The following is a 24,571-nucleotide window of genomic DNA, read 5'->3' as shown; positions in this document are numbered from 1 at the left end:
CGTTTTTGAAGTGAAGATAAAGGTCTCTGTAAGTATAAACGGAAAAGAAGGAAAAGGTAAATCGGGGAGGAAGAATTAAAGAAGGAAAAGATTTTTTACTCTCTTGTATTCAGTGTCAATTAAGCTGCTGAAGGTGCAGTACGCTCGACATTTGAGTATTGTTTTTTGATGGTAAAAAAAACAGTCGTGCCTTTTTCGGGCTCCGATTCTATCCAAATTTCGCCATCGTGTTTCTCCACAATCCGTTTGCAGATAGTCAAACCGATACCTGTACCAGAAAACTGGTCAATGCTGTGGAGTTGTTGGAACATCACAAAAACTTTGTCTTTATAATCTTGCTCAATTCCAATGCCATTGTCTTTGATGCTGAACAACCAATCTGCCGAACGTTCTTGATAATTCACTTCCACAATAGGCACAGCACTCTTGTTGAACTTAATGGCATTGTTGATGAGGTTTTGAAACAATTGCTGCATATATTGAGGGTCGGCCACAATTTTGGGAAGGTAAGCATGTCTAATTTCGGCATTGTGAATGTCCGTAAAATCGGACAATTCATCCAATACACTGCTGAGGGTTTCATTGAGATCAATCGTGTGCGGATTGTATGCACTCCTATCAATGACTGAAAATCGGAGTAAATCATCTATCAAAACCTGCATCCGTTTTACTCCTTTCACTGCAAATTCGATGTATTCTAAAGCATTGTCGTCCAATTTCTCTTTGTAGCGGTACTCCAATAGTTGTACATAACTTGCTACCGTACGAAGAGGTTCTTTGAGGTCATGTGAAGCGATGTAGGCAAATTCCTCTAATTTTTTGTTCGAGCGTTTGAGTTCTTGAACATTTTGCTTGAGTTCCATTGTTTTCTCTGCCACCATCACCGACAAACGTTTGCGCTGTTTTTCAGACAAGTTCATTTTCAGCCATAAGTACAAAACTGCAATAACAATCATTCCAATCAAGGCTCTGAACCACCATGTTCTCCAAATAGGAACATTGATTTCCAAGCCAAAAGAAGCAGTATTGTTGCTTCTAATACCTGACTTGTTCATTGCATACACTTCAAACTGATAATTTCCTGAAGGCAAAGCAGGATATTGCACACTTGTCGCTTCGGTTCGAAGCCAACCAACATCCAAATTCTTCATTTTGTAGAAGTAAGTAATTTGCTGATCGCTTTGATAAGAAAGTCCCACAAAATCTATTTTGAGGTTGTTTTCATCATAAGCTAAATCCAGTTTTTCAACCAGAGTCGTGTCCTTTTCTCCAATGCTGATATTGGTAATATAAACCTTTGGCGGCACATTGTTGATATGTATGGTTGCTTCGTCAAAGATAGATACGCCTCTACTACTTGCCGCATAGACTTTGCTACCGAGGGTATAAATGCTATTGATTTCATCACTCAACAATCCGTCACTTCTATTGAAGTGTTGAATTTCAAAAGTATTGGATTGAAAATCGTACCCGCTAATCTTGGCAACTCCCTGATTAGTAGCCACCCAAATACCATCTTCTCCAAAGTGAATCTGATTGCACACATTGCCAATCAACCCATTATCGGTACTGATATTTTGGACTTTTTCACCTTGTTTGACCATGATTCCGCCGCCATAAGTAGCTATCCAAAGTAGGTTATCTTCCTTTTGAAGGTGCATATCTGCAATGCTGAATTGCAGCATCGGATGCTCGCTTTTTTCAATAGCCTTTGCAGCCCCATTGTAGTACATCAGCCCAGCATTGTTACCCATCCATGCATTGCCATTTCCATCTGCTACAATACTGTGTACTCTCCCCTTATAAATACCATAATCACCCAATCTAATGTTAGCATCGATATTCATATTCAGACCTAAAAGGCTGTCAACAGGTAGTTTGTAGGCAAAGCTTGCGCCACCAATCCACAGGTATTCTTCATTTTCTAAGTACAGTGATTTTAGACTAGATGGAATGGTACTTACCTTTTTCAAAATGGATTGTTGGTACATATACAAGCCATTTTCGGTAGCAAAAACCAAAGATTTATTGGGTAACTGTACGATATCAGTTATCCGAAAATAACTGCCATCAAGATTGTTTAGAATGGTATCCAACACCTGATTTTGATAGGTATGAATGTGGGCATTAGCAGTACCTATCCACAATTTTTCGTTCATAGAATCTACCCAAACTCGGTGAATTTGTGGATCGGCAAGCCCATCTTCCAAGGTAATGTTTTGAACAGATTTGGCATTTTGGGTAATGAAATACACGCCGCTACCCATTGAAGAAAACCATAGGTTGCCTTCCTGATCCTTCATTATTTTACTGACCCTCTTGTCATTCAAGTATTGACGAGATTGATCCCCACACAAATCCAAAGCAGCAAAATATGTCAAACCATTGGACAAACTCGACATCCAAAAACTGCCATCTTTTTCTTCCAAAAAGGAATTGACATGGTGTGGAACAGTTCCCGAATTGGGAACAAATCTGGCTAACTTTTCATCATCTTCATCCTTCACCACCAAACCTACTCGGCTTGTGTACCAAGTTCGTCCATCACTGGTTTTCACGCTTTTGACCTGAGAGCCATAATCTGGGCGAAAATTCAGCTTTTCGCAGCGTATGGTATTTAGATTTAAATTGTAAATAACCATAAAGCCATTGCGGTAAACCCATACATCACCGTTTTCTTCTGCAAATTGCAGATAAGCCCCTTCCTTTGAAGTATTGCATTGTTCGAGAGAATGTTCAATAAACGAACCATCTGCTTTTAGGGTAAACAGTTTTTTGGCTGACGAAAACCACACATTTTCGTGAGCATCAATCAGTAGTGATTCTATGGGAGTTTTCATCAATCCAGGTAGCGTATCTACCAGATGGATTTCATCGTTTTGGTAATAAGCCAAAGTTCCCAAAGACATCATCCAAATTCTTCCCTTGCTATCTTCTGCCAATTCAAGTATATCGTTGCTCGGCAATCCATCCTTGATGGTATAATTTACAAAACGATACCCATCATATCTACTTAATCCAATATCTGTTCCGAACCACATATACCCTTCTGAGTCCTGCATCATGGTATAAACCGTAGAGCTGGGTAAACCATCTTCAATTTGCAAGTGCCTAAATTCCAATTCTCCATTGTTGGCAGATAGAATCTGGGTAGAGATAAATAAGGTCATTATCAATACCCACCTACAAAAAGAGGTGAATGAGGTGAATTCTGAACGTATGTTAGTGCTTTTTATCACAAAAAATGACTTTCTGTTTAATATTTAAGTAGATTGAGTACACAAATATATTCACATATATCTACGCAATTTCTCAAATGAATGTTACTAATGACACATTAAAAACACTCAAATGCAAGTATTTTGTAATCAATGGGGGATTTATTTAATTGTAGGCTTTTTAGAATGGGAGAAATACGATTAGGCTATTGTATTTCGGGGGCTTTAAAAGTATAAATCGGTGAAAGAAAATTTATCACCATCAAATAATCCTTTATCGCTTAGTTTGAGGCTTGGAATTACCAATAATGCCATAAAAGATAAGGTCATGTAGGGAGCATACAAAGTAGTTCCCATTTTCTTAGTCAGTTTATCGAGTTTAATGTACTGTTGAGCAACTTTGTAGGCATTGTCAGGAGTCATAATGCCCGCTATGGGCAGCGGTAGAACTTCTTGTGTCTCTCCTTGGGCTAAAGACAAGCCACCTTTTGTTTCAATCAACAAATTAACTGCATTACAAATATCATCGTCACTTACACCGACAGCTATAATATTGTGGGAATCATGAGCTACTGATGAGGCTATCGCACCTTGTTTAAAGCCAAAATTTTTGATGAATGCAATGGCTGGTGGAACGTCTTCATAACGATTGACAACCACTAATTTTAATACATCTTCTTCAACGTTTGACGACAATAAACTATTTTTAATCAGTTTTTTTGTATGTAAAACATTGGTAATGAGTTGTCCTTCGAGAGCTTCTATTACCTTTATTTCATCTTTGTTTAATATATCTTTTACGGTAAAAGTAGATAAATGTTTCGTTTTTGCATGAAAATTATTAGGGGTGTTGGCTGGAATATAGTCTAATAGGGTTTTCCCTTGTTCTGCAACCAATTCTCCTTCAATATAAGTTTGTAGTATTTTAAAGTCACTTAAGTTATTGACCACAATAAAATCTGCGGGCTGGTTTTCCTGCAATAATCCAACTTCCATGCCATAATGTAAAACCGGATTGATGCAAGCCACTTGAAGAATTTTCATCACATCAATGCCTTTCTTCAATGCTCGTTTCACCAATTCGTCAATGTGACCAACAAGTAAATCATTGGGATGTTTGTCGTCACTACAAAACATCATGTTTTCGTAGTATTCATCTAATAAGGGAATCAATGCCTCAAAATTTTTGGCAGCCGAACCCTCTCGAATAATGATTTTCATACCATATTGCAGTTTCTCCAAAGCCTCTTCGTAGGTGAAACACTCATGGTCAGTGCTGATGCCTGCTGCAATGTACTTTTTAGCATTTTCTCCCCTAAGTCCTGGAGCGTGACCGTCAATCGGTTTTCCATATTTTTTCGCCAGTGCAATCTTCGCCATCACCTCCTCGTCTTCAAACAAAACTCCGGGAAAGTTCATCATTTCACTCAGATATTTGATTTCTTTTTTTTGAAGCAAGTAGTCCACATCTGCCACATCAATCACCGCCCCTGCGGTTTCAAAAGTTGTTGCAGGTACGCAAGAAGGAGCCCCAAAGTAAAACTTGAAAGGCGTTTTCTGAGCATTTTCCAGCATGTATTCCACACCAGCTACACCCAAAACATTGCCAATTTCGTGCGGGTCGGAAACGCTTGCAACAGTGCCATGCGTGACCGCCAATCGTGCAAATTCGGTAGGAGTCAGCATCGAACTTTCGATGTGAACATGTGCATCAATGAAGCCAGGAACCAAATACTGATCGTATTTTTCTTCGGTTTCTTCAATACAAGTAATGATGCCTTTCTCGATGGTTAATTTGGCGGGATAGATGTGGTTGTTCAATACATCTACAAGATTTCCAGTGATTTGATTGAGTGTTACCATGTTGGAAGAATGAAAATTAAAATGAAAAACAAATTTAATTCTTTCTAACTGCAATATCGAACATTACAGCAACTTTCAAAACTTCCAAAACGCTTTCCTCCAAATACGTTTCACTATCTAAAGTTTCTATTCTTCAGAATCGTCACTATCTTCCAATGCTTCATTCATGGTTTCTTTTTTCGACTCCAATTCATTGATGGGATTTTTCAAAATATCAGAATACTTATCCAAATTACCTTTTTCGCTTTCTGGTACTACTTTGTCCAAAGATGTTTTCTCCTTGCTCATGTTCGTTATGTTTATGGGGTTATATAAATAAAAAATGCTTTTAGATAAAAGCTTAATAATTGAACTTTAAACGAACAAAAGAGGTTTTTGTTTATGATTTTTTTACGGGGGGATGCAATCTGATAAAATCCAATACATCGCTTGGACTATCTGTAATGTGTAGCATATCTCCATACACTCTATTCTCTGCAAACAATTGAAGGAGAGGATAAAGAGCGGTCTGATTTTTATAGAAATCTTGGTCTAAGAAAACCATCGGACTGAAATAGTCAAAGGTTCCGTAGTGATTTTGAGTAGCATCTTGAAAAATTTCTTGGCGGGTTCCTGCACTCCCTGGAGCAAATATGATTCCATACAAACAAATAGCCAACAAGCCATCTTCCCGTAAGCTATTGGAGAAATATTTAGCTATTGCAGTAGCAAATAGATTACTCGGTTCATGACCATAAAACCACGTTGGGATGGCTAAATTTTGATTGCCATGTGGAAAATGCTCAATGACAGTCATGGCAGCTTCTATATAACCTGCATCGGTATAATATGGTGCCACTGAGAGTGTTTCAATCGCCCATTGCAGGGTTTCAAAAGGTTCTTGAGAAAGATAAGCTCCCAAATTTGCAGCTTCCATGATGCCTGGGCCTCCACCACTTACAATGAAATAGCCATCCCTTGCCAGTAAATAAGCCGTTTCAGCCACTTTTTGATAGTTCAAATCCGTTCGGAGTGCACCGTGTGCCCCCATAATACCTACGGTTCGCTTTCGCCTACCTGTTTCTGCATCCACCAATATTTCACCCAAAGCATCATCAATCGCATGGTCGTGTATCCGTTGAGCCAAACCTTCAATAATATCAGGGCAGTGTCTATTGTGTTTCACAAAATGGTCATACAATACTTCGTCATAGGTAATACCTTCTGGAGTCATTTGCATCAACTCTCGCCAATTGTATAAAGTAGAACGATAGGGATTGTAAGGCAAATTTTCGATTGGCGGAAACAACAATGCGCCACCTGCTCGCAGCTTAAATTCAACAGCCAATGACGGAAATCTGCAGCCCAAAAATACTGTACCCTTAACATCCATTTTTTCCCACTCCAATTCGGTATCTTCAAAATTAAGACCTTGAACTACACATTCAGCCAAGCTGTATCCTTTGTTATGGAACATTAGAAGTGTGTCAATCTCATAAATATTTTGACTTATCATTTAGTATCCAATACTTTGTAAACCGATATTTGTTCTTTTTTTCCTTTTACAAAAAGCGGCTCAAAGGCTTCAGTTTCTATCAAATGTGAAACCTCATCATATACCACTTGACTGATGAGTATGGAATTCGGAAAATCTCTGGTTATAGATTCGATGCGTTTACCTGTATTGACGGTATCTCCTGTCACCGAATATTCTACTCTATCTTCCGACCCCATATTTCCTGCAATGACTTCTCCTGAATGAATCCCAATACCGATTTTTATTTCCGTATCAAATTTACCAGCAAAATCATGGTTGAGTTTTTCGAGGCAGCGCATCATATCCAAAGCACAAAAAACTGCATTTTTTTCATTGTCAGAATAGGCTATAGGCGCACCAAAAGTAGCAAATACTTCATCTCCTACAAATTGATTGACTGTACCACTGTGTTTTTTCACACATTCAGTCATAAGACTGTAATACATATTTAACAATGTCACTACTTCCTTAGGTGGTATTATTTCACTTAGAGGTGTAAAACCTCGAATATCACAAAACAGCACGGCAATATGACGCTGTTCTCCTTCAAACATGGTTTCCTCCGACTCAGACAAGGCCTTTTGGACAACAGGTTCTGGAACATACTTCATAAACAAGCGAAGTATCTTTTCCTGCTCTGCCACTTTGTGACGCAAAGCTTTTACCAACTGTTTGTTTTTTTGCTGCAATTCAAAGAGTTGCTTGGCATTTTCAATGGTCATTCGCAGCTCCGTTTCATTCCACGGCTTGGTCACATATCGAAAAACCTGACCTTTGTTGATAGCATCAATAATCGCCTCAACATCACTAAATCCAGTGAGAACCATTCGAATAGTTTCGGGATATTCGGGTAGGATATGTTCTAAAAACTGTACCCCAGTCATTTGAGGCATACGTTGGTCGCTAATGACCAAGTTTACCATATTGTCACGCATCTTCTCTATTCCTTCTTGTCCACTTTGTGCTGTTAATACATTGTATTCTCGCCGAAAAGCAGCTTTGAAGGAAACAAGATTATGGTACTCATCATCCACATACAGTATGGTAAAATCTTTTTTGCCCATGTAATTTGTAAATATTAAGTTATATCTATTACTTGAATAATAAAGATACAAGATATTATACAAAAAATTAAATCATCTTACTTTCTGCTGACACTACCGAATCATTTATGGATAGCTGTTTAGTAGCAAGTTGCGGACAGGCAAACACAAACCCAGGAGGAAGGTTCCATAAACAAAAACGGGTATCTACTTTCCCAAAATACTCTTCAAACTTCTTGTAAGTATTTCGTTTATAAGACAACTGAACAAATATACCTCCAGGCTTCAAACGTTTTTGTACGGCACGAAGAATTTTTTCATTCAGTTCATCACTAAGCCACACCAAAGGAAGCGCAGAAATCACATAATCAGCTTGTTCAAATCCATATTCATCCAAATAAGCCTCCAAATGCTCTGCCGAATCATGAATAGGATAAAGTCTGGAATCACCTATTTCTTTCATCAATTGGTAAAAACGGTCATTGATTTCAAATGAAAGCAATTTGGTATCTTTTCCCATATTATTGAGCAAGCCCTTTGTGATGCAAGCATTCCCTGCGCCTAACTCCACAATACATTTAGCAGTCGTAAAATCTATAGGAGCGATCATCTTTTTCACCAATGCTTTGGAACTAAATGTGACTGTGCCAACTGTTTTGATGTTTTTGAGGGCTTCAATGATTAACAGAATCTGATTCATATAAAAAAAATAAGTCGGTTAATGACAAAAGAACTGCAAGTTAGGAAAAAGCTATTGAGTTTAAACAATATTTCGACAAAGACTTTACAAATAGTATTATCTTGGCTAAAAATATGGATATGACAATTTATGATAATCACAAACGTCCAATCAATTATCTTCGATTGGCGGTAACAGACCGATGCAACTTGCGATGCTTCTACTGTATGCCCGAGGAAGGTATTGATTATGTGGAGCGAAAAGAACTAATGAGCTACGAAGAAATGCTAAGGTTGGTAAGTGTGATGACACAAATGGGTATTGATAAAGTGCGTATTACAGGCGGAGAACCTTTCCTCCGAAAAGATATGATGCCTTTCTTGTACTCCATTAGCCAATTGCAGGGATTGAAGAAAATCAACATTACCACTAACGGTACACTCACTGCCCCATTGATTCCAGAATTGAAGAAAATGGGTATTCATTCCATCAATTTAAGCTTAGATACCTTGAATCGGGAGCGTTTCTTCGAAATCACCCGACGAGATGCACTGCCGCAAGTGATGGAAACCTTTGAAGCACTCTTACAACATGAAATTACCACCAAAATCAATGCAGTGGTGATGGAAGGAAAAAATACAGATGATTTGATTGACATGGTAGAACTCACCAAAAATCATCCTGTTGGCGTTCGTTTTATCGAAGAAATGCCCTTCAATGGCACAGGCGCACACTACCAAACGCTTCAATGGAATCATATCAAAATTTTGCAACACCTTCAAGACCATTACCCTACCCTGCAAAAACTACCCGATCCGCCTTCATCAACGGCTGCCAACTATCAGATTCCCGGCTACAAAGGCACAGTTGGAATCATTGCCGCTTATAGCCGTACTTTTTGTGGTACCTGCAATCGGATTCGGGTCACACCACAAGGACTACTGCGTACATGCCTGTATGACAACGGTATATTTAACCTCAAAAATTTGATGCGAAGCGGAGCAACCGATTTACAAATTCAGACAGCACTCCTTGAAGCATTGGGTAATCGAGCCAAGAACGGTTTTGAAGCCGAACAGAGGCGTTTTGCAGGTGCGCCTGTGCAGGAAAGCATGGCAACGATTGGAGGATAGTAAAATTTTTCTTATTGATGCTCCTTTGGATGAAGGAGCAAAAATGCATGAGGTGAGAATTTAATTTATTGATAACCAATTATTTAAAATTATTCACATCAATTTCTTATATATCAAATCATACTTCCTACTTCTTTCGTCCAAAATCTAAAAATATTATAATCTCCATGCAAACAACTCATATTTCCCCTTCTACACTTCAATTCCTCTCTGACCTCTCCGAACACAACAATCGAGAGTGGTTCGCTGAAAACAAAAAACGCTTTGAAGCTGCAAAAGACAACATGAAAGCCTTTGGAGAAACCCTACTAAACAAAATGCAGCAACACGATAAAATCGAAAACATGAAGCTCTACCGCATTTACCGTGACGTGCGATTCTCCCAAGACAAAACACCCTACAAAAACTCCCTAAGCGGTAATTTCACCCGTGCAACAAAATGGCTAAGAGGAGGTTATTACTTCCACATCGAACCCAACAACCCTTTCATTGGTGGAGGTTTTTGGAATCCCAATACAAAAGACTTAAAGCGACTCCGACAAGAATTTGCAGCCGATCCCGAACCGCTTAGAGCAATTATTCAATCCAAAGACTTCAAAAAAGCATTTGGCACTTTGGAGGGTGAACAATTGAAGACTGCGCCCAGAGGCTACGACATAGACCATCCTTCGGTGGATCTTTTGCGCTACAAACAGTTTTTAGTCTCCCAAGCTTTCACAGACAAGGAATTACTTTCTTCCGATTTTGTAGAGAAATTGTCAGATGGTTTCAAAGCCATGCGACCGTTTTTTGACTACATGAGTGAGGTCTTGACAACAGATGAGAATGGGGTGCCGATTGAATAGTTTTGGTTCATCGAAGATTTTAGTGGAATGAGACTTTTGTAGTTTCCTTTTGAGAGCGTACTGATTTTCAAACATTCCATATCTTTAAGAATAAACTACAAAAGTCTTTAACTCCTCCACTAAAAATATCCATGAGTCATAGTTTTTCAAAGTGTCTTTTTTTTGAAAAAATGAATTTTTCCTAAAAATCTCATTTTCAAATCATTAAGCCATAAAGCAGATTTATTTTTTCACTTTTTTTCATTTAATCCGAAATTGCCATCCACTTGACTTGAACACCAGAATTTTTTCGGTTTTTGAAGAACAATGTTTTGATTCATCTGTTGGTAACTGGTTTGCCATTTATGAATCAAACAAATGAGCAAAATAAACATTCATTAATATTTGAATAAAAAATACAAACGAATGATGTTTCACCACATTCGTTTATCAAAAAACAAGGTGCAATAATCTTCATATCTCTATTCCCATGACAATCTACTTATTGCACATGAACTAATTTTAAAGGTTTCGGTTGTACTATCATTATTTTAACACAATCAAAACCACAAACAATGTTTAGATTATTTCCGAGCATAAAAATGCTATTAGTTCTATTTACCTTATCTTTCATGGCAGTATCTTGTGATGACGACGATGATATGCCTGAAGCGCAAGAAACCATTGTTGATATTGCATCTGGAGATGCACAGTTTAGTACCTTAGTAGCGGCATTGACCAAAGCCAACCTTGCAGGAACATTGGCAGGCAATGGCCCCTTCACTGTTTTCGCACCGACCAATGATGCTTTTGCAGCCTTATTGAGTGACTTGGGTGTCAATAGTTTGGATGATTTAACTGCTGAACAATTGACTCCAATTTTGTTGTACCACGTAGTGAGCGGCGATGTGCGTTCGAGTAGCTTGATGGATGGCTATGTCCCCACTCTGAGTGATGGGCCTAACGGCACAAAAGTAAGTCTATTGGTAGATACCAATGGAGGCGTTAGTTTGAACACTACTACCAATGTGACCACAGCAGATGTAGCAGCCTCAAATGGTGTGATTCACATTATTGACAAAGTATTGTTGCCTCCAAGTGTGGTCAGCACTGCCATCAACAACCCAGCATTCAGCACTTTGGTAGCAGCAGTAGTAAAAGCAGACCTCGTTGATGCTTTGAGTGCAACAGGTCCTTTCACCGTCTTTGCACCGACCAATGATGCTTTTGCAGCTTTGTTGAGCGATTTGGGCGTATCGAGTTTGGATGATTTGACAGCCGAACAATTGACTCCCATTTTGTTGTACCACGTTGTCAGTGGCAACAATGTTTCTACGGGCTTGAGTTCAGGCACAGTCCCTACTTTGAATACCAACGCTTCTTTGAGTATTGATGTAAGCAATGGTGTGGCAATCAATGGCGATACAAAAGTAATCATTCCAGATGTTCAGTCCACCAATGGTGTCGTTCATGCGATTGACAAAGTATTGGTCCCTGCTAAATAAAAAGAGCAATTATTAGTACAGTTAATATTTCATTTTAAGAATTGATTTTTTTTTTACGGCCCGTATGCACTTTGTATACGGGCTTTTCTCATTTATGAAAATTGGCGTACAAAATATAATGTGTTCATGTACTCCTTAACTGCTACAAAAAAGTAATCCGACACTTCAATTCGAAATGTCGGACTGCTCAATATATAAAATAACTAATGTCATTTATTTAATAAAGGGAATAATCATTGGCACCTTTTGAGCATACTTATGATAAGTCTCTCCAAAATATTGTTTTAAATCTTTTTCTTCAAATTTGATTCCTGTAAAAATATAAAAGGTCATACCTAATGCCATTGCCAAATGGGTAAGTGTCATGGAAGGAGTAGCCCAAAATGCAATAAGAAATCCAAGATACAAAGGATGTCGAACCACCTTGTAGAATAAAGGGGTTTTGAAGGTAGACGCAGTGTATTTTTTGCCTATCAATTGCTCAAGAACTTGTTGAAGTCCAAATAGTTCAAAATGATTGATTAAAAACGTACTGAGCAACAAAATCCCCCATCCTAAAAACGAAACTCCATGCAAAACATAGTAGAGAGTAGAATCTGCTTCAACTTCCCAGATAGTACCCCCCATTGGTTGCCAAAACCACATCACCACAGCAAGCATAATAGTAGAGATCAACACAAAGGTACTACGCTCAATGAATTGTGGAATATAGCGAGTAAGCCAGTTTTTAAAGCTTTGGCGTGCCATGCCACTGTGCTGAATGCCAAATAACAAAACCAAAATAACATTGATACAAAGTGCTTGAAAAAAGGGCAACTCGGGTGTTCCGTCAATCGTAGAAGGAACAATGAAATTTCCCATAAAGCAGATGAGATATAAAAATGTACCAAAGAAAAATAAATAAGAAAGAACACCGTACAAAAAAAAGAAAATGCGTTTCATGTTTTGAGATTTTTTAAGTGAAACAATGAATTGATTGCAATTTCTTTTGATGAACTAGGATAGAAAGTTTGGAAAAATAGAGTAGAATATAAAAATATTTTTTTCCAAAATAAAAAAAGCGAAGTTGATTTACCCAGAAATCAACTTCGCTTTTGAAGTAGAAAATCCATTCCAACACAATTATGAAACAGGCTTTGAATTTTCTATAGAGAGTATTGAAGTGTAAGTTCTACATCTTCAACACCTTCTTCGTCACCACCTGTTCACCTATCTGCAATTGCAGCAAATACGTACCCGCAGGAAGTTCATTTGACAAGCTCCAATCCAATTGATGCGAACCCGCTTTTTGAATCTCATTTTTCAATACTTCAATGCGCTGACCTTCAATGGTAAAAAGGCTGATACGCACTTGTTTTGTTTGCTTCAATTCGTAACTAAGCTGCAAATAATCGTGGAAAGGATTGGGAAACAACTGCAAAGCATCAAGCGTAGCAACAGGAATTTCTTCAATAGCAGAAATCACCCCAGCATGTTCCCAAACATACTGCGCCGTATCTGCTGCTGCTGCCAATTCTTCAAAACCATGTGCGCCAATCAAAGCAAAACCCACCTCTGCCGTTTCATTGGGCGCAATCTTGAAAGGCCCTGCCGAACTGTATGTCGAAATATCTGTGGCATCAATATCCTGTGTCTGAATCCCTTCTGTCATAAACTGCCATTTTTCGGAGTCGGTAAAATTGTTGTAGAGTTCCGTCGGATTGTTGAGCGTACGGTAGGAATAACCAACCTCCGAAGATAGCATTTTTGTTGCCCCAATATATGTTTTTCCGCCCACCGTATTGTAAGCATAGCCTAAGCGTCGGTCTTCATCCAAGCGTCCAAAGTCATTGAAGTCTGTGCCGATGTCCCAATCAAAAAACAGTGCAAGATGAAGATTGTCAATCGTATCAGGCGTTTCGTTTTTCATTGTGTATTTCAAAATCACATAGTTCTGTCTGCTCGAAATCGTGTCTGCAAAACTTTCTTGTAAAATAGACACGCCAATAGGATTGCTCGCCAAAGAATCCACAATCACAATCGAACTCTCTTGAAGGTAATTTTCGCCGGGACTAATCAATCTCAATACATTACCATCCAATGCCTTGAATTCTTTATTGGGCGTATTGGTCAAACCTCTGATACAATCCGAAATTTGGTTGGCACTCGTTGCCATCACCAAACCACCTTCAAACAACAAGTTTTGGTTGTTCCAAGAAAAGCCATCTCCAGGAGCCTGCCCCGAAAAACCTGCAAAACCCAAGTTGCCTTGATTGCTCACCGACATACGCAATGGGCCTGTATCGTGTGCGATAAACTTTGGAGGAGAAATGGTCAGTTTCAGCAAATCGTAGTCCACATAAACGCCATTGGTCAAGTCTATTTTGAACAAAACCTCCTGTCCACGAGGCGCATTCGCTGCAATGTTGAAAGTAAATGAAGTCGAAATCAACTGATTGGTTTCGATGATTGGAATCGCATCTGCATGGTTGATAAAGTTGATATTGGTATCATCAGTACTCAAAAAAACCGCCACACTGTTGGTCGGAGCCAAGCGGTTCACAAAGGTCAAAAACAAAGTAATAGACTCACCCGCATCCATTTCACCATCACCACCACTATCCAAAACAAAGTAACTATGCAAGCGAATGGCTGGCGATTCTTCCGAAACAGCCCTCTCTGCATTCACCCGTCCATTGCCGAGCAAACCCGCCAAATTCGATGAATTCGCTCCTTCAATAGGGTCGCACGTCACCCGAATCTGCTCGCCTACTTGTTGTGCCGTCCAATCGGGATGCGCTGCTTTCACCAAAGCCGCCAAACCTGCTACCACAGGAGAAGCCATCGAAGTACCTGTATTGAATCCATAAGTATTGTCTGGATAGGTACTTAAAATGCTAGAACCGGGGGCAAACACATTGACAGACAAACCATAATTGGAGTAACCTGCAATGTTGTCAGAAGCATCCTGAGTTGCGCCTACCGAAAGTGCATTGGTATAATTACATGGATAAAAAGGCGTTTCATCGTTGGAATCACCCACATTGTCTGACCCTCCATTTCCCGATGCGGCAACCACCAAAGAATTGTTGGCAGCTGCAAAGTCAACCACTTCTTCTTCAAACAAAGAAGGCGCACCACTTCGCCCCCAACTGCAATTGATGACATCTGCTTTTACTATAGTAGCATAGCCAATGCCCTCATAACCAAAGGAAATTCCCGAACTTGAACCGGGAGTCGACACATTCACACCAATCAATTGGGGATTCCAACTGATGCTTGCTACACCAATGCCATTGTTGGTCACTGCTGCTGCAATGCCCGATACGTGTGTACCGTGACTCGATCCTCCGGGCTTAGGATTGTTGTTGTTGCTCTGAAAATTCCATCCTCTGATGTCGTCCCTATAGCCATTGTTGTCGTCGTCTTTCAGGTTGTTCGGAATTTCGTTGGGATTCGACCATATATTGGCCAACAAATCCTCATGTTCCCAATCCGTACCACTGTCCACAATCGCTATCCGCACATCCCCATTTTCAGCTTTCGCAATGTCCCAAGCAGCCTCTGCCTTGAGCGCATTCTTCAAATAGCTCTGCGAAAGGTATTGAGGATCATCAGGCGTTTCCTGCAAATAAGACATGTATTTTGGTTCGGCATACGCAACGGTGCGAAGGTCTGCAAAATCCTTGGCAAGGCTTTGAGGTGTTGCACTATGCGTAAACTTCAAAAAATGCAATTTTGCCATTTCCTCCGCATTCACCAAACCCGATTCCCCCACTTTCGGAAACACGGCTTCTATGCTGCTAATTCGGTGTTTTTTGAGCAATTGATTGAACTGTGGATCAGAAGTTTCTGGGGTCTCATAGTTGGTTACAGCAATACTTTTTTGCAGTTTGACTACAATCACTCCTTCAATAACTTCTGCCTGATTCTCAGTTTGTTTTTTCTTGTAGTCGGGCAACAATTGAAGGTTTTGAAAGCCATAGAATACAAGACTCAAGAAAATGAATGCTACTAAAAAAGGGTAGAATTTTTTGTTCATGTTGGATTTGTGTTTTTATTGATGGATATTGAAGTGGGCAAAAATAACAAACAGATTTGGATTGTTTTGTCGTTTGTTTATCCAAAGGCTTTGAATGATATAGTAGAAAACAAAAATTTTGAAAATTTCTGTTTTCTTGCTTCAGGTCTAAAAAACACTTCCTGATAAAAAAACAAAGTCCAATTATCTTCAATGAAAAGATAAACCATTTTAGGTAAATTAAAAATTCAACTGCAACACTTGTCCCGTATTTTAATCGGGATTCAAACAATACTCTATAAGCGAGTGAATTAGATTTTAGAAATGCCTAATTTAATATTTTAGTTTGCCTTAGGTTTTTTCATTTTTTTTAAAAAAAATGAAAAAACCTTCAAACCGATGTACTCAAATCGTCTATTGAAAAATAAGAGGATGGGAATTCCATTCTATTTATTTTTAACCTGCCAAATACCAAGCCTTATTCAAAAACTGGTGAATGGCACATTTTTTAATCTTTTAATTATTTTTATCATGAAATACAAAATCGGTGATTTAGCCCATGGGGGAATCGTGTTTTATGTAGACGAAACTGGCGAGCACGGCAAAGTAGTAACTCCCAATGATTATGTCTATGAGAGTGAACTCTTTAGTATGGACTTTGATGATGGGGATGATACTTTTCTCTGGGAGGATGCAAAAGAATTGTGTGCAAAACTTAGAGAAGGTGGTTTTGATGACTGGAGGCTTCCGTCAAGAGAAGAATTGAATTTAATATATACCAATCTGTATAAAGCGGGTCTTGGTAACCTTACTGATTATATCTATTGGAGTTCAGAGACGAGCTACATCATGAACGGCGATTATGGGTGGTATCAGGACTTTGAAGATGGCAAACAGAACTACTTCCATAGAGCCATCGCCCATGTCCGTGCTGTTCGGGTTTTTTAAGCATTTATCAATATAAACGAAAAAGTCTGTCACCATATCAAACAGAAAACCGAAATCTTCGATATTTCGGTTTTCTAATGCTCATCTATGCACTCATTGCAAACGAGCGCAAGTAAGCAACTCTCCTTCTGATAGATTTTTAAATGAAACTACAAAAGTCGTACATTGGGAAGTTATTCTATTGGCGTTCCTAAAGGATGCGACTGAAATGTTAAGTAATTTCCTTTATACTGTACAATTCTATTTTTTCACCATTTCTGCACCTTCAAAACCTCACAATCCCATCTCCCTTCTCTACACATTTCCAAAAAATACATCCCGCTCACCCAATCTTTCACCTCCAAAACAAGCCGTTCAGGGCTGTATGCAGTCACTTCTACCTTCAATGGTTCTCCCAAAATGTTGTATAAAACAAAAGAATCACTTGCCCTAAAACGCTTTTCAGCATCCAAAACAAAAATCCGATTTCCTTCCATCGGATTCGGATATACCTTCAATGTCGCCTCTTTTACCTTTCCTTCTGCAATACCCGTACTGCCATCATCCACCTGCAAAATCCACGCCTTGTGACTACCGTGCTTTTTACCTCCTCCAATATCACCATCCGTCGAGTCGGTATGCCCTGCCAAACAAAAGTTCCCGTTTGCCGACAAAGCCAAGGCATTGCCAACATCATCCCCCGAACCACTGATCCCAAATTCCCAAATCACCGAACCATCTTCTGGAAATGCTTTGTAGAGCAACACATCACTCAATGTTGAAGATTGCGCCAAACTCACACTCGTTCCCAATACCAACAGTACGCCATCACCCGATTGCAGCAAATCATAAGCCGTTTCTACCACACTCGTTCCCAAAGTTTTCTGCCAAATAAGACTTCCATCCATTGCCGTTTTGATGAGCCATAAATCTCCCTGTCCTCGGTAGTCTGTCACTTGCCCATTGGAAGACAAGGTTTCGCCCAAAATCGCAATTTCTCCATTCTGCAACAACACAGCTGCAATCGCTTTGTCGGAAGAAGAACCACCATAGTTTGTTTCTTGCAATAATTCACCCGAATTGACTGCAATTTGCACACTCCAAAAATCGCTAAATCCTTTGTTATCGGTTATGTCGCCATCCTTTGATCGGGTGAAACCCACTGCAAGGATTCGGTTACTTTGGATTTCAAATTTTACTGCATTGAAGACTTCTTCTTCACTTCCGCCATAGGTTTTCGACCACATCAACTCCCCCATTTCGTCCACCACCAAAATACAGGCATCTCTATCTCCTCGATTTTGGGTAAAATCTCCATCCTCCGAAAAAGTATAACCCCCAATCGCATATTGCCCCTCTCCTATTGCAGTGAGGTCTATGCCGACATCTTTGCCGCTTCCTCCAAAGAGTTTCGACCAAAGCAGTTCGCCTTTCGCATTGATTTTGACCAACCAAATATCCGAATCTCCATGCGCTGCACCCAATTCGTTTTCAGTCGAAAAACTCGTACCCAATAACAAATAACCGCCATCTTCGGTCGCTTCAATAGCATTGAAAACATCTGTATCGTTTCCTCCAATGGCTACTTCCCACAGTAAATTACCTTCTCCATTCATCCGCAAAACCCATGCATCTTGTCCACCATTGTTGGCTGCAATGTCTCCATCTGAGGAAGTCGTAGAACCCACGGCCAAATAACCGCCATCATATAAGTTTAGAAAATCATTCATTCTGTCGTCACCTGTACCGCCGTATTGTTGCTGCCATGCGATTATAGGATATTGTTGGGCAGAGAGTAGAAATGGGAAAAAAGCGAGAAATAAATAAAATAAAAATTTCATGGTCTGTGTTTTTATTGAAGCAACAAATTTACAAACAAAAAAAGGGGAAACCTTGCGGTTTCCCCTTTACAAATGAATACTTTAATCCAAGTTTTCGGATGACTGCCACACCATCGCATGTAACTTAGTTATACACTACTTAAAAAGTCCTTGTGACTGCTCCCGCCACTAACCTAACGGTATAGTGGGGGCATCATAGGCATATAGCCCTAAACTCTCCAGTCCGAGAGTCAATATGTTTATGGCTGCATTGTGGTCACGGTTTGCCGTAAAACCACACTCATTGCAGCTATGTGTTCTAACTGATAAGGCTTTCTTTACTGTTGCGCCACAACCACTACACTTCTGACTTGTGTACTGTGGCGCAATAGCTACGACTACCTTTCCAAGTTCCTTAGCCTTATTTTCCAAGATTACACGAAAGGAGTACCAACCTGCATTTGCAATAGATTTACTAAGTCCCGATTTCGCTTTTCTGCCGTTGCGAGTAAAATTACCTTCTTCGTCTTGCTTAGGCTTGGCTTTGCGAATCATGTTTTTAATAGCCAAATCTTCAATAGCTATCAAATCATAGTGTTTTAACAACCAATTCGCTACTTGATGATGAAACTCTTGCCGTTGCATTTTGACACGGTAATGCGCTTTCTGAACCGCTTTAAGTAGTTTGTAATATCTTGCGCTTCGTTTCTTAGCCTTGGATAACTTGCGCTGCACCTTAGCCAAATGCTTTTCTCGTTTTCGGTAAAACTTGGGTAGTGGTTCTGATAAACCGCCACTGGTATAAACAAAATCATTCAAACCCATGTCTATTCCTACTGAATGTGTTAGCAAGTCCTGTTTAGGCACTTCTTTAACAGCTTTTTCAAACTGAAAGGTGAAACAGGTAAACCACTTGCATCCATCCTTGATGATGGACATGGTTTTCACGACTGCTCCTTTGGGGAGTTCTCGGTGCCGTTTTATTTTGACAAAGCCTATTTTTGGAACAGGGATATGGTTATTCGCTTTTTCTTTACCGATTTTGCGATTCATGGTAGAAAAGTAACTTGGCATATTTCTGCCGTAATCGGTATAGTTCAAGCTATTCCACTGTCCTTTTTTCTTGTATTTAGGAAATCCTGTATCGGTGTTTCCCTCTTTCTTGGATTTAAAAAATGTAATGAGTGCTTTGTGTAGTCTTCTATTGGCGTCTTGCAGCACCATGGAATAAACATTCTTAAACCACGGCTTTTCTTCCTTTAGTTTAGGCAGTAGGTTTTGTTGTTCAATCATCGAAGGAAAGGTTTTGCTATCCTTGTACTGCTTCATCATTCCGCCTAAATGCCAATTCCAAACATACCGACTCATATTCATGTGGTTAGTCATCCTACTTTCTTGTTTTTGGGTAGGATAAATTCGGTATTTGTATGTTTTGGTGATTAGCATAAGATGGTGTAAATTTACATAAAATAGATGTCATTAAAAAATACATCCAATCACAAGGTCAATAATGACGTAGCTAAATTCCTCCCTCCACTAACCTTCGGTATAGTGGGGGAATCCTTTAGCTGTTTTGTTGAGTTTTATCCTCCATTTTCACTTGAAGGTACGGTATTGTTGTTTCCCTCCTCTGCATCTTCTCCAAAAATATAGATAAATCCTTGATAATGTTGAGAACATCCACTTTGAGTACTGCTAATAGATAAGTTGAAGAAATATTCTCCAGACTCTTTGTAATGGTGTACAGGGCTTGTTTCCTCCGAAAATTCGCCATCACCAAAACTCCAAAAGAAGGTGTCGTATTTTCCCATTGAATAGTTGATAAAGTCTGCTTTTTCACCCGAAACAGTGTAATCAAAGGCTACATCAATATCACAATTGGGTTCGGTTGGATCTGCTTTCTGAATGTTGTCTCCTTCAGACGACATTTCCACCGTTGAAGTAAGATTGTTCACTAATACAACTGAATAATCTTCGACTTCGCCATAGGTATAAGCTCCGCAACTGTTTGGAATACCACCATTGTACTTCATTGCAACCCGCATGAGGGTGACACCATTCATGGCAGTTGCAGGTATTTTGATAGATCCTACTACTTTATTTTTGTTGCTAGCAGGTTCAAATACCAGTTCACCAGCATCGGTAAAATCACCATCTCGGTTGTAGTCTATCCATACTTTCCATGATTCGTTGTACGCTGCTCCTTTGAAGCCTGGAGTCAGTCCCAAAGAATAAGATTGATCGGCTATCAGTTCGGTAGATAAGTTGGTGAAATCACCATATCCATTGTTGCTAGCAGTCGCATTGCTAATGTCGCCGAGTTCAACTTTTGCAATCCATTCATAGCTGGCGTTTTGGCTTTGCATATCGCAGTAACCATCGGGCATTGGATTGGAATCTGAATTTCCTCCTCCATTGTTGCCACCTGCTCCCCGAATATTCAACTCATAATCCTCCACTTCTCCATAGTTGTAGTTTCCACAATCACTTGCAGTTCCGTTGTATTTCATGGTAATCCTCATACGTGTAGAGCCTATTGAAGCATCGGCAGGAATGGTAATTGCGGCTGTTACCGTATTTTTGCTTGGGCTACTCGAACTAAATGCCAATTCTGCAATATCACTAAAATCACCATCTCGATTGAAGTCAATCCATACTTGCCAAGATTCGTTGTAAGCTGCTCCTACATAGCCTGGTTGTAGGATAATTGTCTGGCTGCTTCCAGCATCTACATCTGTTGAAAGGTGTGTGTAATTTCCATATCCATTGTCATTTGAAGAGCTATTGTTGATACTTCCAATGCTTACCTTTTCAATCCATTCGTAATTTGAATTTTGAGACTGTGCATCGCAGTAGCCATCTGGAGCAGGGCCACCACCTGCCGAAGGTGTTGGTTCGGTTTGGCCTCCTCCGCTGATGATATTTACCGCATAATCTTCGACTTCGCCATAGGTGAAACTTTCACACATGTCTGCTGCTGCGTTGTATTTCATCGAGATACGTACTCTTGTCGTTCCTATTGAGGCATTCGTTGGAACTTTGATTCCTGCTGTCACAGGCGTATTGTTCAATCCTCCTGCATCAAAAGCCAATTCTCCATCATCGCCAAAATCACCATCTCGGTTGTAGTCTATCCAAACCTTCCAATATTCTCGGTAGGCCGAACCTGCATAACCTGCCTGTAAGGTGACGTTATAGCTTTGCCCTAGTTCAACGTCCGTACTTTTTGAAGTATAGTCTCCATAACCTCCATCGCTTCCCGAAGTATTGTTGATGCTTCCAAATACCACTTTTGCTATCCATTCATAGTTGGCATTGTAGCCCCTGCTTGTGCAATAGCCGTTAGGCATCAGTCCCCCTGTATTCTCTTCCTCTGGAGCTTGGCAACCAATGGTTTCAAACTTCTTGGTCATCGTAAAAGAACTTTCGGATAAATCACATACAGTGCGAATTTGAACTTCGTATTCGGTACAAGACTGCAAAGAAGGAATGGATACATTCGTACTACCGACACTGAGCGAACTCCAAACGGTACTGCTCGTTTTGCGGTAGTGGACTTGGTAATCTTCCTGACTACTACCACTCCATGAAATGGTCGCTTTTGCAGCTTCAATGTTGCTGACAATCAAATCAGTAGGCGTACTACAAACAGGAATACTGGTTGTAAAGGACTTGGTAGCAGAATAATCACTTGTGGTATTGCTCGCACATTTTGATTGTACTTCTACTTCATAATTTGAACCTGCGTCCAAACCCGTTAGGCTTTTGAAGTTAGAGGTGGCTACTGAATAGTTCCAGCCAGAACCTTGTTTGCGGTATCTAATATTGTAGCCAGTTGAACCACTTACATTTGACCAATTGATGGTTGCCGAACTTTCTGATATATTGGCAGCATTAACCGTTGTAGGTCTATTGCAGACAACTGGTGCTGCGCCTTGAGATACCACTAAGGTGTAGTCTTCTACTTCTCCAAACTCAAAGGTGCCGCAATGATTGGGCAATGCCGTATCGGATGCACCTGTCCATTTCATCGCAATTCTCATGCGTGTGCTTCCTGTGCTTGCGCTCGAAGGTATCGCAATATTAGGGGTTACGCTTCCACTTTGGCTGCTGCCTGCATCGTACACCAATTCGTTGGCATCGCTAAAATCGCCATCTCGATTGAAGTCTATCCATGCCCTCCAATAAACACCATAGGCTGCTCCTGCAAATCCTGGTGTCAATATAAGCGTATAATCGTCATTGGTTTCTACATTGAGATTGTAGCAAAGTGCTTCTTGACTGTAGCCTCCATTGGAGGAACTAGTAATGTTGACTGCTGCAAATGTCACCCCTGCAATCCATTCAAAGTTTGCGGTATTTCCTTCTGCGATGCAATAATTAGAAGGGCCATCGGGTAAGGTTGTAAAGGTTTGTATACTAGAAAAATTGCTGCTTTCACCACTGCAATTGCTTTTTACTTCAAACTCATAGCTTTCGCATGAATTAGCCGAATAGCTATAACTTGTATTTGGAGTATTGAAGGTAGTCCAGTTGCCTCCTGTTTGTCTGATTCTCACTGTATAACTTGCAGCATCTGTGTCTGCCCAAGTGAGGGTTGCGTTGGTGCTGCTGAGGTTGTTTACAGTCAAATTGTAGGGTGCAGAACAGCTTGCAGGTGCGGCACATAGCATGGCAGCATTGGCACTGATTCGACCTGCTCCTACATCGCTAGACCCTATAACAGGAACAGCGGTTGATGTCAAACAAGACAAAATATCTGCTGGCTGCAAAGTGGGTTCGTAAGACAATAGCAAGGCACAAAGTCCTGCGGTAACGGGAGATGCCATTGAAGTACCGCTTTTGTAGCCATAGGCGGTATTGGAGCTTGCGATACAACTTTTGAGTGAACTTCCTGGTGCTGCAACATCTACCCATGGGCCATAATTGGAAAAACTGGCTTTGGTGTCGGTTGAAGTGGTGGCGGCTACTGCAATGACATTGTTGTAGGCAGCGGGGTAAAACTGAGTGGAGGTACTCGAATTTCCTGCGGCAGCTACAATGGTAATGCCCGCATTGTAGGCTGCATTGATGAGTGCTTGGTAGGTATAGGAATACCCTGTGCCTCCCCAAGAAATATTAATGACATCCGCTCCATTGCTCATCGCATACTGAAATCCACTCCAACCATGTGAAATGATGGATGAATTGCTTGTATTGTTTTCCGTACATTTCACAGCCATGATGCTGACTCCTGCTCCAATGGCAGCCACACCTTTACCGTTGTTGGTTGTTGCGCCTATTAGTCCTGCTACGTGTGTTCCATGTGAAAAGGAACTAGCAGTAGCAGAAGAAGGAGGATTGGGGTTGTTGTCGTTATCTGCAACATCCCAGCCATTCACATCATCTACATATCCATTGTTGTCGTCGTCAATGCCGTTGCCTGCAATTTCACCTGCATTGACCCATACGCTGTTAACCAAATCTTCGTGTGTGATTTTGACCGCATCATCTACTACTGCAACGACTACACTTTCATCCCCCAAACTTAGATCCCAGGCTGCAAAGGCATCTATTACTCCCAAATGCCACTGTTCACCTGCATTTTCGGCAGGGTCATTGGGATTGAAGAACAGCCTTTCAACAGGAACTTTTTCGGCATACTCCACATTGGGGTCTGCTTGTAGGGTGGCGATGAGTTGGTCAATGTCGCTATCTGGGTCAATATTGACTTGATAGGTATTGACAAAGGCGCTGCTCTTAAGTTCGGGGAATGGACGGTAAATGGTCTTTACTTTGTATTCTTCAATAAGGTTTCCAAATACAGGATAATTGGGTACTTTTTGATCAACACTGTATTTTGGAAGCCGTAATCCTGCTTCTTCTTTGATTTTAAGGAAGATTTTGTCTTTGCAATACGATTCATCGCTGCTCGGATTGGGGCTTTGTGCTGCTAAAAAATTGGAGGATAATAAACATAAAATAACTACTAAAAGAATGTGTGTGCTGTTTGTTTTCATAACCTAATAATTTGGGCGAATAGTTGGGGTGGTCTGTGTTAGCT

15 protein-coding genes are annotated in these 24,571 nt (G+C 40.2%); 4 read left to right on the top strand and 11 right to left on the bottom strand.

Annotated elements, in window-relative coordinates:
* Positions 1 to 119: 119 nt before the first annotated feature.
* From R3E32_25970 to R3E32_25945, 6 genes are all read right to left on the bottom strand, one after another.
* The gene (locus R3E32_25970) at positions 120 to 3,170 is read right to left on the bottom strand and encodes an ATP-binding protein (GenBank protein MEZ4888203.1); all 3,051 of its coding nucleotides are present in this window, start codon (positions 3,168 to 3,170) and stop codon (positions 120 to 122) included.
* Positions 3,171 to 3,443: 273 nt separating this feature from the next.
* Positions 3,444 to 5,081, bottom strand: a complete 1,638-nt coding sequence (gene ade, locus R3E32_25965) for an adenine deaminase (GenBank protein MEZ4888202.1) — start codon at positions 5,079 to 5,081, stop codon at positions 3,444 to 3,446.
* Between the two features lie 126 nt (positions 5,082 to 5,207).
* A complete protein-coding gene (locus tag R3E32_25960) occupies positions 5,208 to 5,369 on the bottom strand; it encodes a hypothetical protein (GenBank protein MEZ4888201.1) in 162 nt (53 codons plus the stop codon).
* 91 nt (positions 5,370 to 5,460) lie between these two features.
* Positions 5,461 to 6,576 (bottom strand): hypothetical protein, encoded by a 1,116-nt coding sequence (locus tag R3E32_25955; protein MEZ4888200.1) that lies wholly within the window; start codon positions 6,574 to 6,576, stop codon positions 5,461 to 5,463.
* Entirely contained in the window at positions 6,573 to 7,661 is a 1,089-nt protein-coding gene (locus tag R3E32_25950) for an adenylate/guanylate cyclase domain-containing protein (GenBank protein MEZ4888199.1), read from the bottom strand. Before R3E32_25950 ends, R3E32_25955 begins: the two co-directional genes overlap by 4 nt.
* A 67-nt stretch (positions 7,662 to 7,728) precedes the next feature.
* A complete protein-coding gene (locus R3E32_25945; protein ID MEZ4888198.1) occupies positions 7,729 to 8,340 on the bottom strand; it encodes a hypothetical protein in 612 nt (203 codons plus the stop codon).
* A gap of 113 nt (positions 8,341 to 8,453) precedes the next feature.
* Between R3E32_25945 and moaA the strand changes: the two genes are divergently transcribed.
* From moaA to R3E32_25930, 3 genes are all read left to right on the top strand, one after another.
* A complete protein-coding gene (gene moaA / locus R3E32_25940; GenBank protein ID MEZ4888197.1) occupies positions 8,454 to 9,452 on the top strand; it encodes a GTP 3',8-cyclase MoaA in 999 nt (332 codons plus the stop codon).
* 167 nt (positions 9,453 to 9,619) lie between these two features.
* On the top strand, positions 9,620 to 10,297 hold the full coding sequence (locus tag R3E32_25935) for a DUF2461 domain-containing protein (protein MEZ4888196.1): 678 nt from the start codon (positions 9,620 to 9,622) through the stop codon (positions 10,295 to 10,297).
* 554 nt (positions 10,298 to 10,851) lie between these two features.
* The gene (locus R3E32_25930; protein MEZ4888195.1) at positions 10,852 to 11,781 is read left to right on the top strand and encodes a fasciclin domain-containing protein; all 930 of its coding nucleotides are present in this window, start codon (positions 10,852 to 10,854) and stop codon (positions 11,779 to 11,781) included.
* 213 nt (positions 11,782 to 11,994) lie between these two features.
* Here the strand turns inward: R3E32_25930 and R3E32_25925 are convergent, their stop codons facing one another.
* Positions 11,995 to 12,723, bottom strand: a complete 729-nt coding sequence (locus R3E32_25925) for an isoprenylcysteine carboxylmethyltransferase family protein (GenBank protein MEZ4888194.1) — start codon at positions 12,721 to 12,723, stop codon at positions 11,995 to 11,997.
* Between the two features lie 229 nt (positions 12,724 to 12,952).
* The gene (locus R3E32_25920) at positions 12,953 to 15,802 is read right to left on the bottom strand and encodes a S8 family serine peptidase (protein ID MEZ4888193.1); all 2,850 of its coding nucleotides are present in this window, start codon (positions 15,800 to 15,802) and stop codon (positions 12,953 to 12,955) included.
* 411 nt (positions 15,803 to 16,213) lie between these two features.
* Between R3E32_25920 and R3E32_25915 the strand changes: the two genes are divergently transcribed.
* A complete protein-coding gene (locus R3E32_25915; GenBank protein ID MEZ4888192.1) occupies positions 16,214 to 16,729 on the top strand; it encodes a DUF1566 domain-containing protein in 516 nt (171 codons plus the stop codon).
* A 248-nt stretch (positions 16,730 to 16,977) separates the two neighbouring features.
* On the opposite strand, the gene R3E32_25910 is transcribed toward R3E32_25915, so the two are convergent.
* The 3 genes from R3E32_25910 to R3E32_25900 all read right to left on the bottom strand — a co-directional run bounded on the left by R3E32_25910 (position 16,978) and on the right by R3E32_25900 (position 24,527).
* Positions 16,978 to 18,549 carry a hypothetical protein gene (locus R3E32_25910; protein ID MEZ4888191.1) on the bottom strand — a complete coding sequence of 524 codons (1,572 nt, stop codon included), beginning with the start codon at positions 18,547 to 18,549 and terminating at the stop codon, positions 16,978 to 16,980.
* A gap of 168 nt (positions 18,550 to 18,717) precedes the next feature.
* Positions 18,718 to 19,974, bottom strand: coding sequence for a transposase (locus R3E32_25905; protein MEZ4888190.1), 1,257 nt, complete (start codon positions 19,972 to 19,974; stop codon positions 18,718 to 18,720).
* Between the two features lie 137 nt (positions 19,975 to 20,111).
* On the bottom strand, positions 20,112 to 24,527 hold the full coding sequence (locus tag R3E32_25900) for a GEVED domain-containing protein (GenBank protein ID MEZ4888189.1): 4,416 nt from the start codon (positions 24,525 to 24,527) through the stop codon (positions 20,112 to 20,114).
* Positions 24,528 to 24,571 lie beyond the last annotated feature (44 nt).

This window comes from Chitinophagales bacterium (genome assembly GCA_041392475.1).
GTDB lineage: Bacteria > Bacteroidota > Bacteroidia > Chitinophagales > UBA2359 > JAUHXA01.
Note: the sequence above shows the minus strand (reverse complement) of the source record. Positions and strands in the feature narration are given on the sequence as shown.

Bases quoted from the DNA above. Each gene is read 5' to 3' on its own strand.
- R3E32_25970 (MEZ4888203.1), bottom strand. From the start codon at position 3,170: ATGACCTTATTTATCTCTACCCAGATTCTATCTGCCAACAATGGAGAA.
- ade (MEZ4888202.1), bottom strand. From the start codon at position 5,081: ATGGTAACACTCAATCAAATCACTGGAAATCTTGTAGATGTATTGAAC.
- R3E32_25960 (MEZ4888201.1), bottom strand. From the start codon at position 5,369: ATGAGCAAGGAGAAAACATCTTTGGACAAAGTAGTACCAGAAAGCGAA.
- R3E32_25955 (MEZ4888200.1), bottom strand. From the start codon at position 6,576: ATGATAAGTCAAAATATTTATGAGATTGACACACTTCTAATGTTCCAT.
- R3E32_25950 (MEZ4888199.1), bottom strand. From the start codon at position 7,661: ATGGGCAAAAAAGATTTTACCATACTGTATGTGGATGATGAGTACCAT.
- R3E32_25945 (MEZ4888198.1), bottom strand. From the start codon at position 8,340: ATGAATCAGATTCTGTTAATCATTGAAGCCCTCAAAAACATCAAAACA.
- moaA (MEZ4888197.1), top strand. From the start codon at position 8,454: ATGGATATGACAATTTATGATAATCACAAACGTCCAATCAATTATCTT.
- R3E32_25935 (MEZ4888196.1), top strand. From the start codon at position 9,620: ATGCAAACAACTCATATTTCCCCTTCTACACTTCAATTCCTCTCTGAC.
- R3E32_25930 (MEZ4888195.1), top strand. From the start codon at position 10,852: ATGTTTAGATTATTTCCGAGCATAAAAATGCTATTAGTTCTATTTACC.
- R3E32_25925 (MEZ4888194.1), bottom strand. From the start codon at position 12,723: ATGAAACGCATTTTCTTTTTTTTGTACGGTGTTCTTTCTTATTTATTT.
- R3E32_25920 (MEZ4888193.1), bottom strand. From the start codon at position 15,802: ATGAACAAAAAATTCTACCCTTTTTTAGTAGCATTCATTTTCTTGAGT.
- R3E32_25915 (MEZ4888192.1), top strand. From the start codon at position 16,214: ATGGGAATTCCATTCTATTTATTTTTAACCTGCCAAATACCAAGCCTT.
- R3E32_25910 (MEZ4888191.1), bottom strand. From the start codon at position 18,549: ATGAAATTTTTATTTTATTTATTTCTCGCTTTTTTCCCATTTCTACTC.
- R3E32_25905 (MEZ4888190.1), bottom strand. From the start codon at position 19,974: ATGCTAATCACCAAAACATACAAATACCGAATTTATCCTACCCAAAAA.
- R3E32_25900 (MEZ4888189.1), bottom strand. From the start codon at position 24,527: ATGAAAACAAACAGCACACACATTCTTTTAGTAGTTATTTTATGTTTA.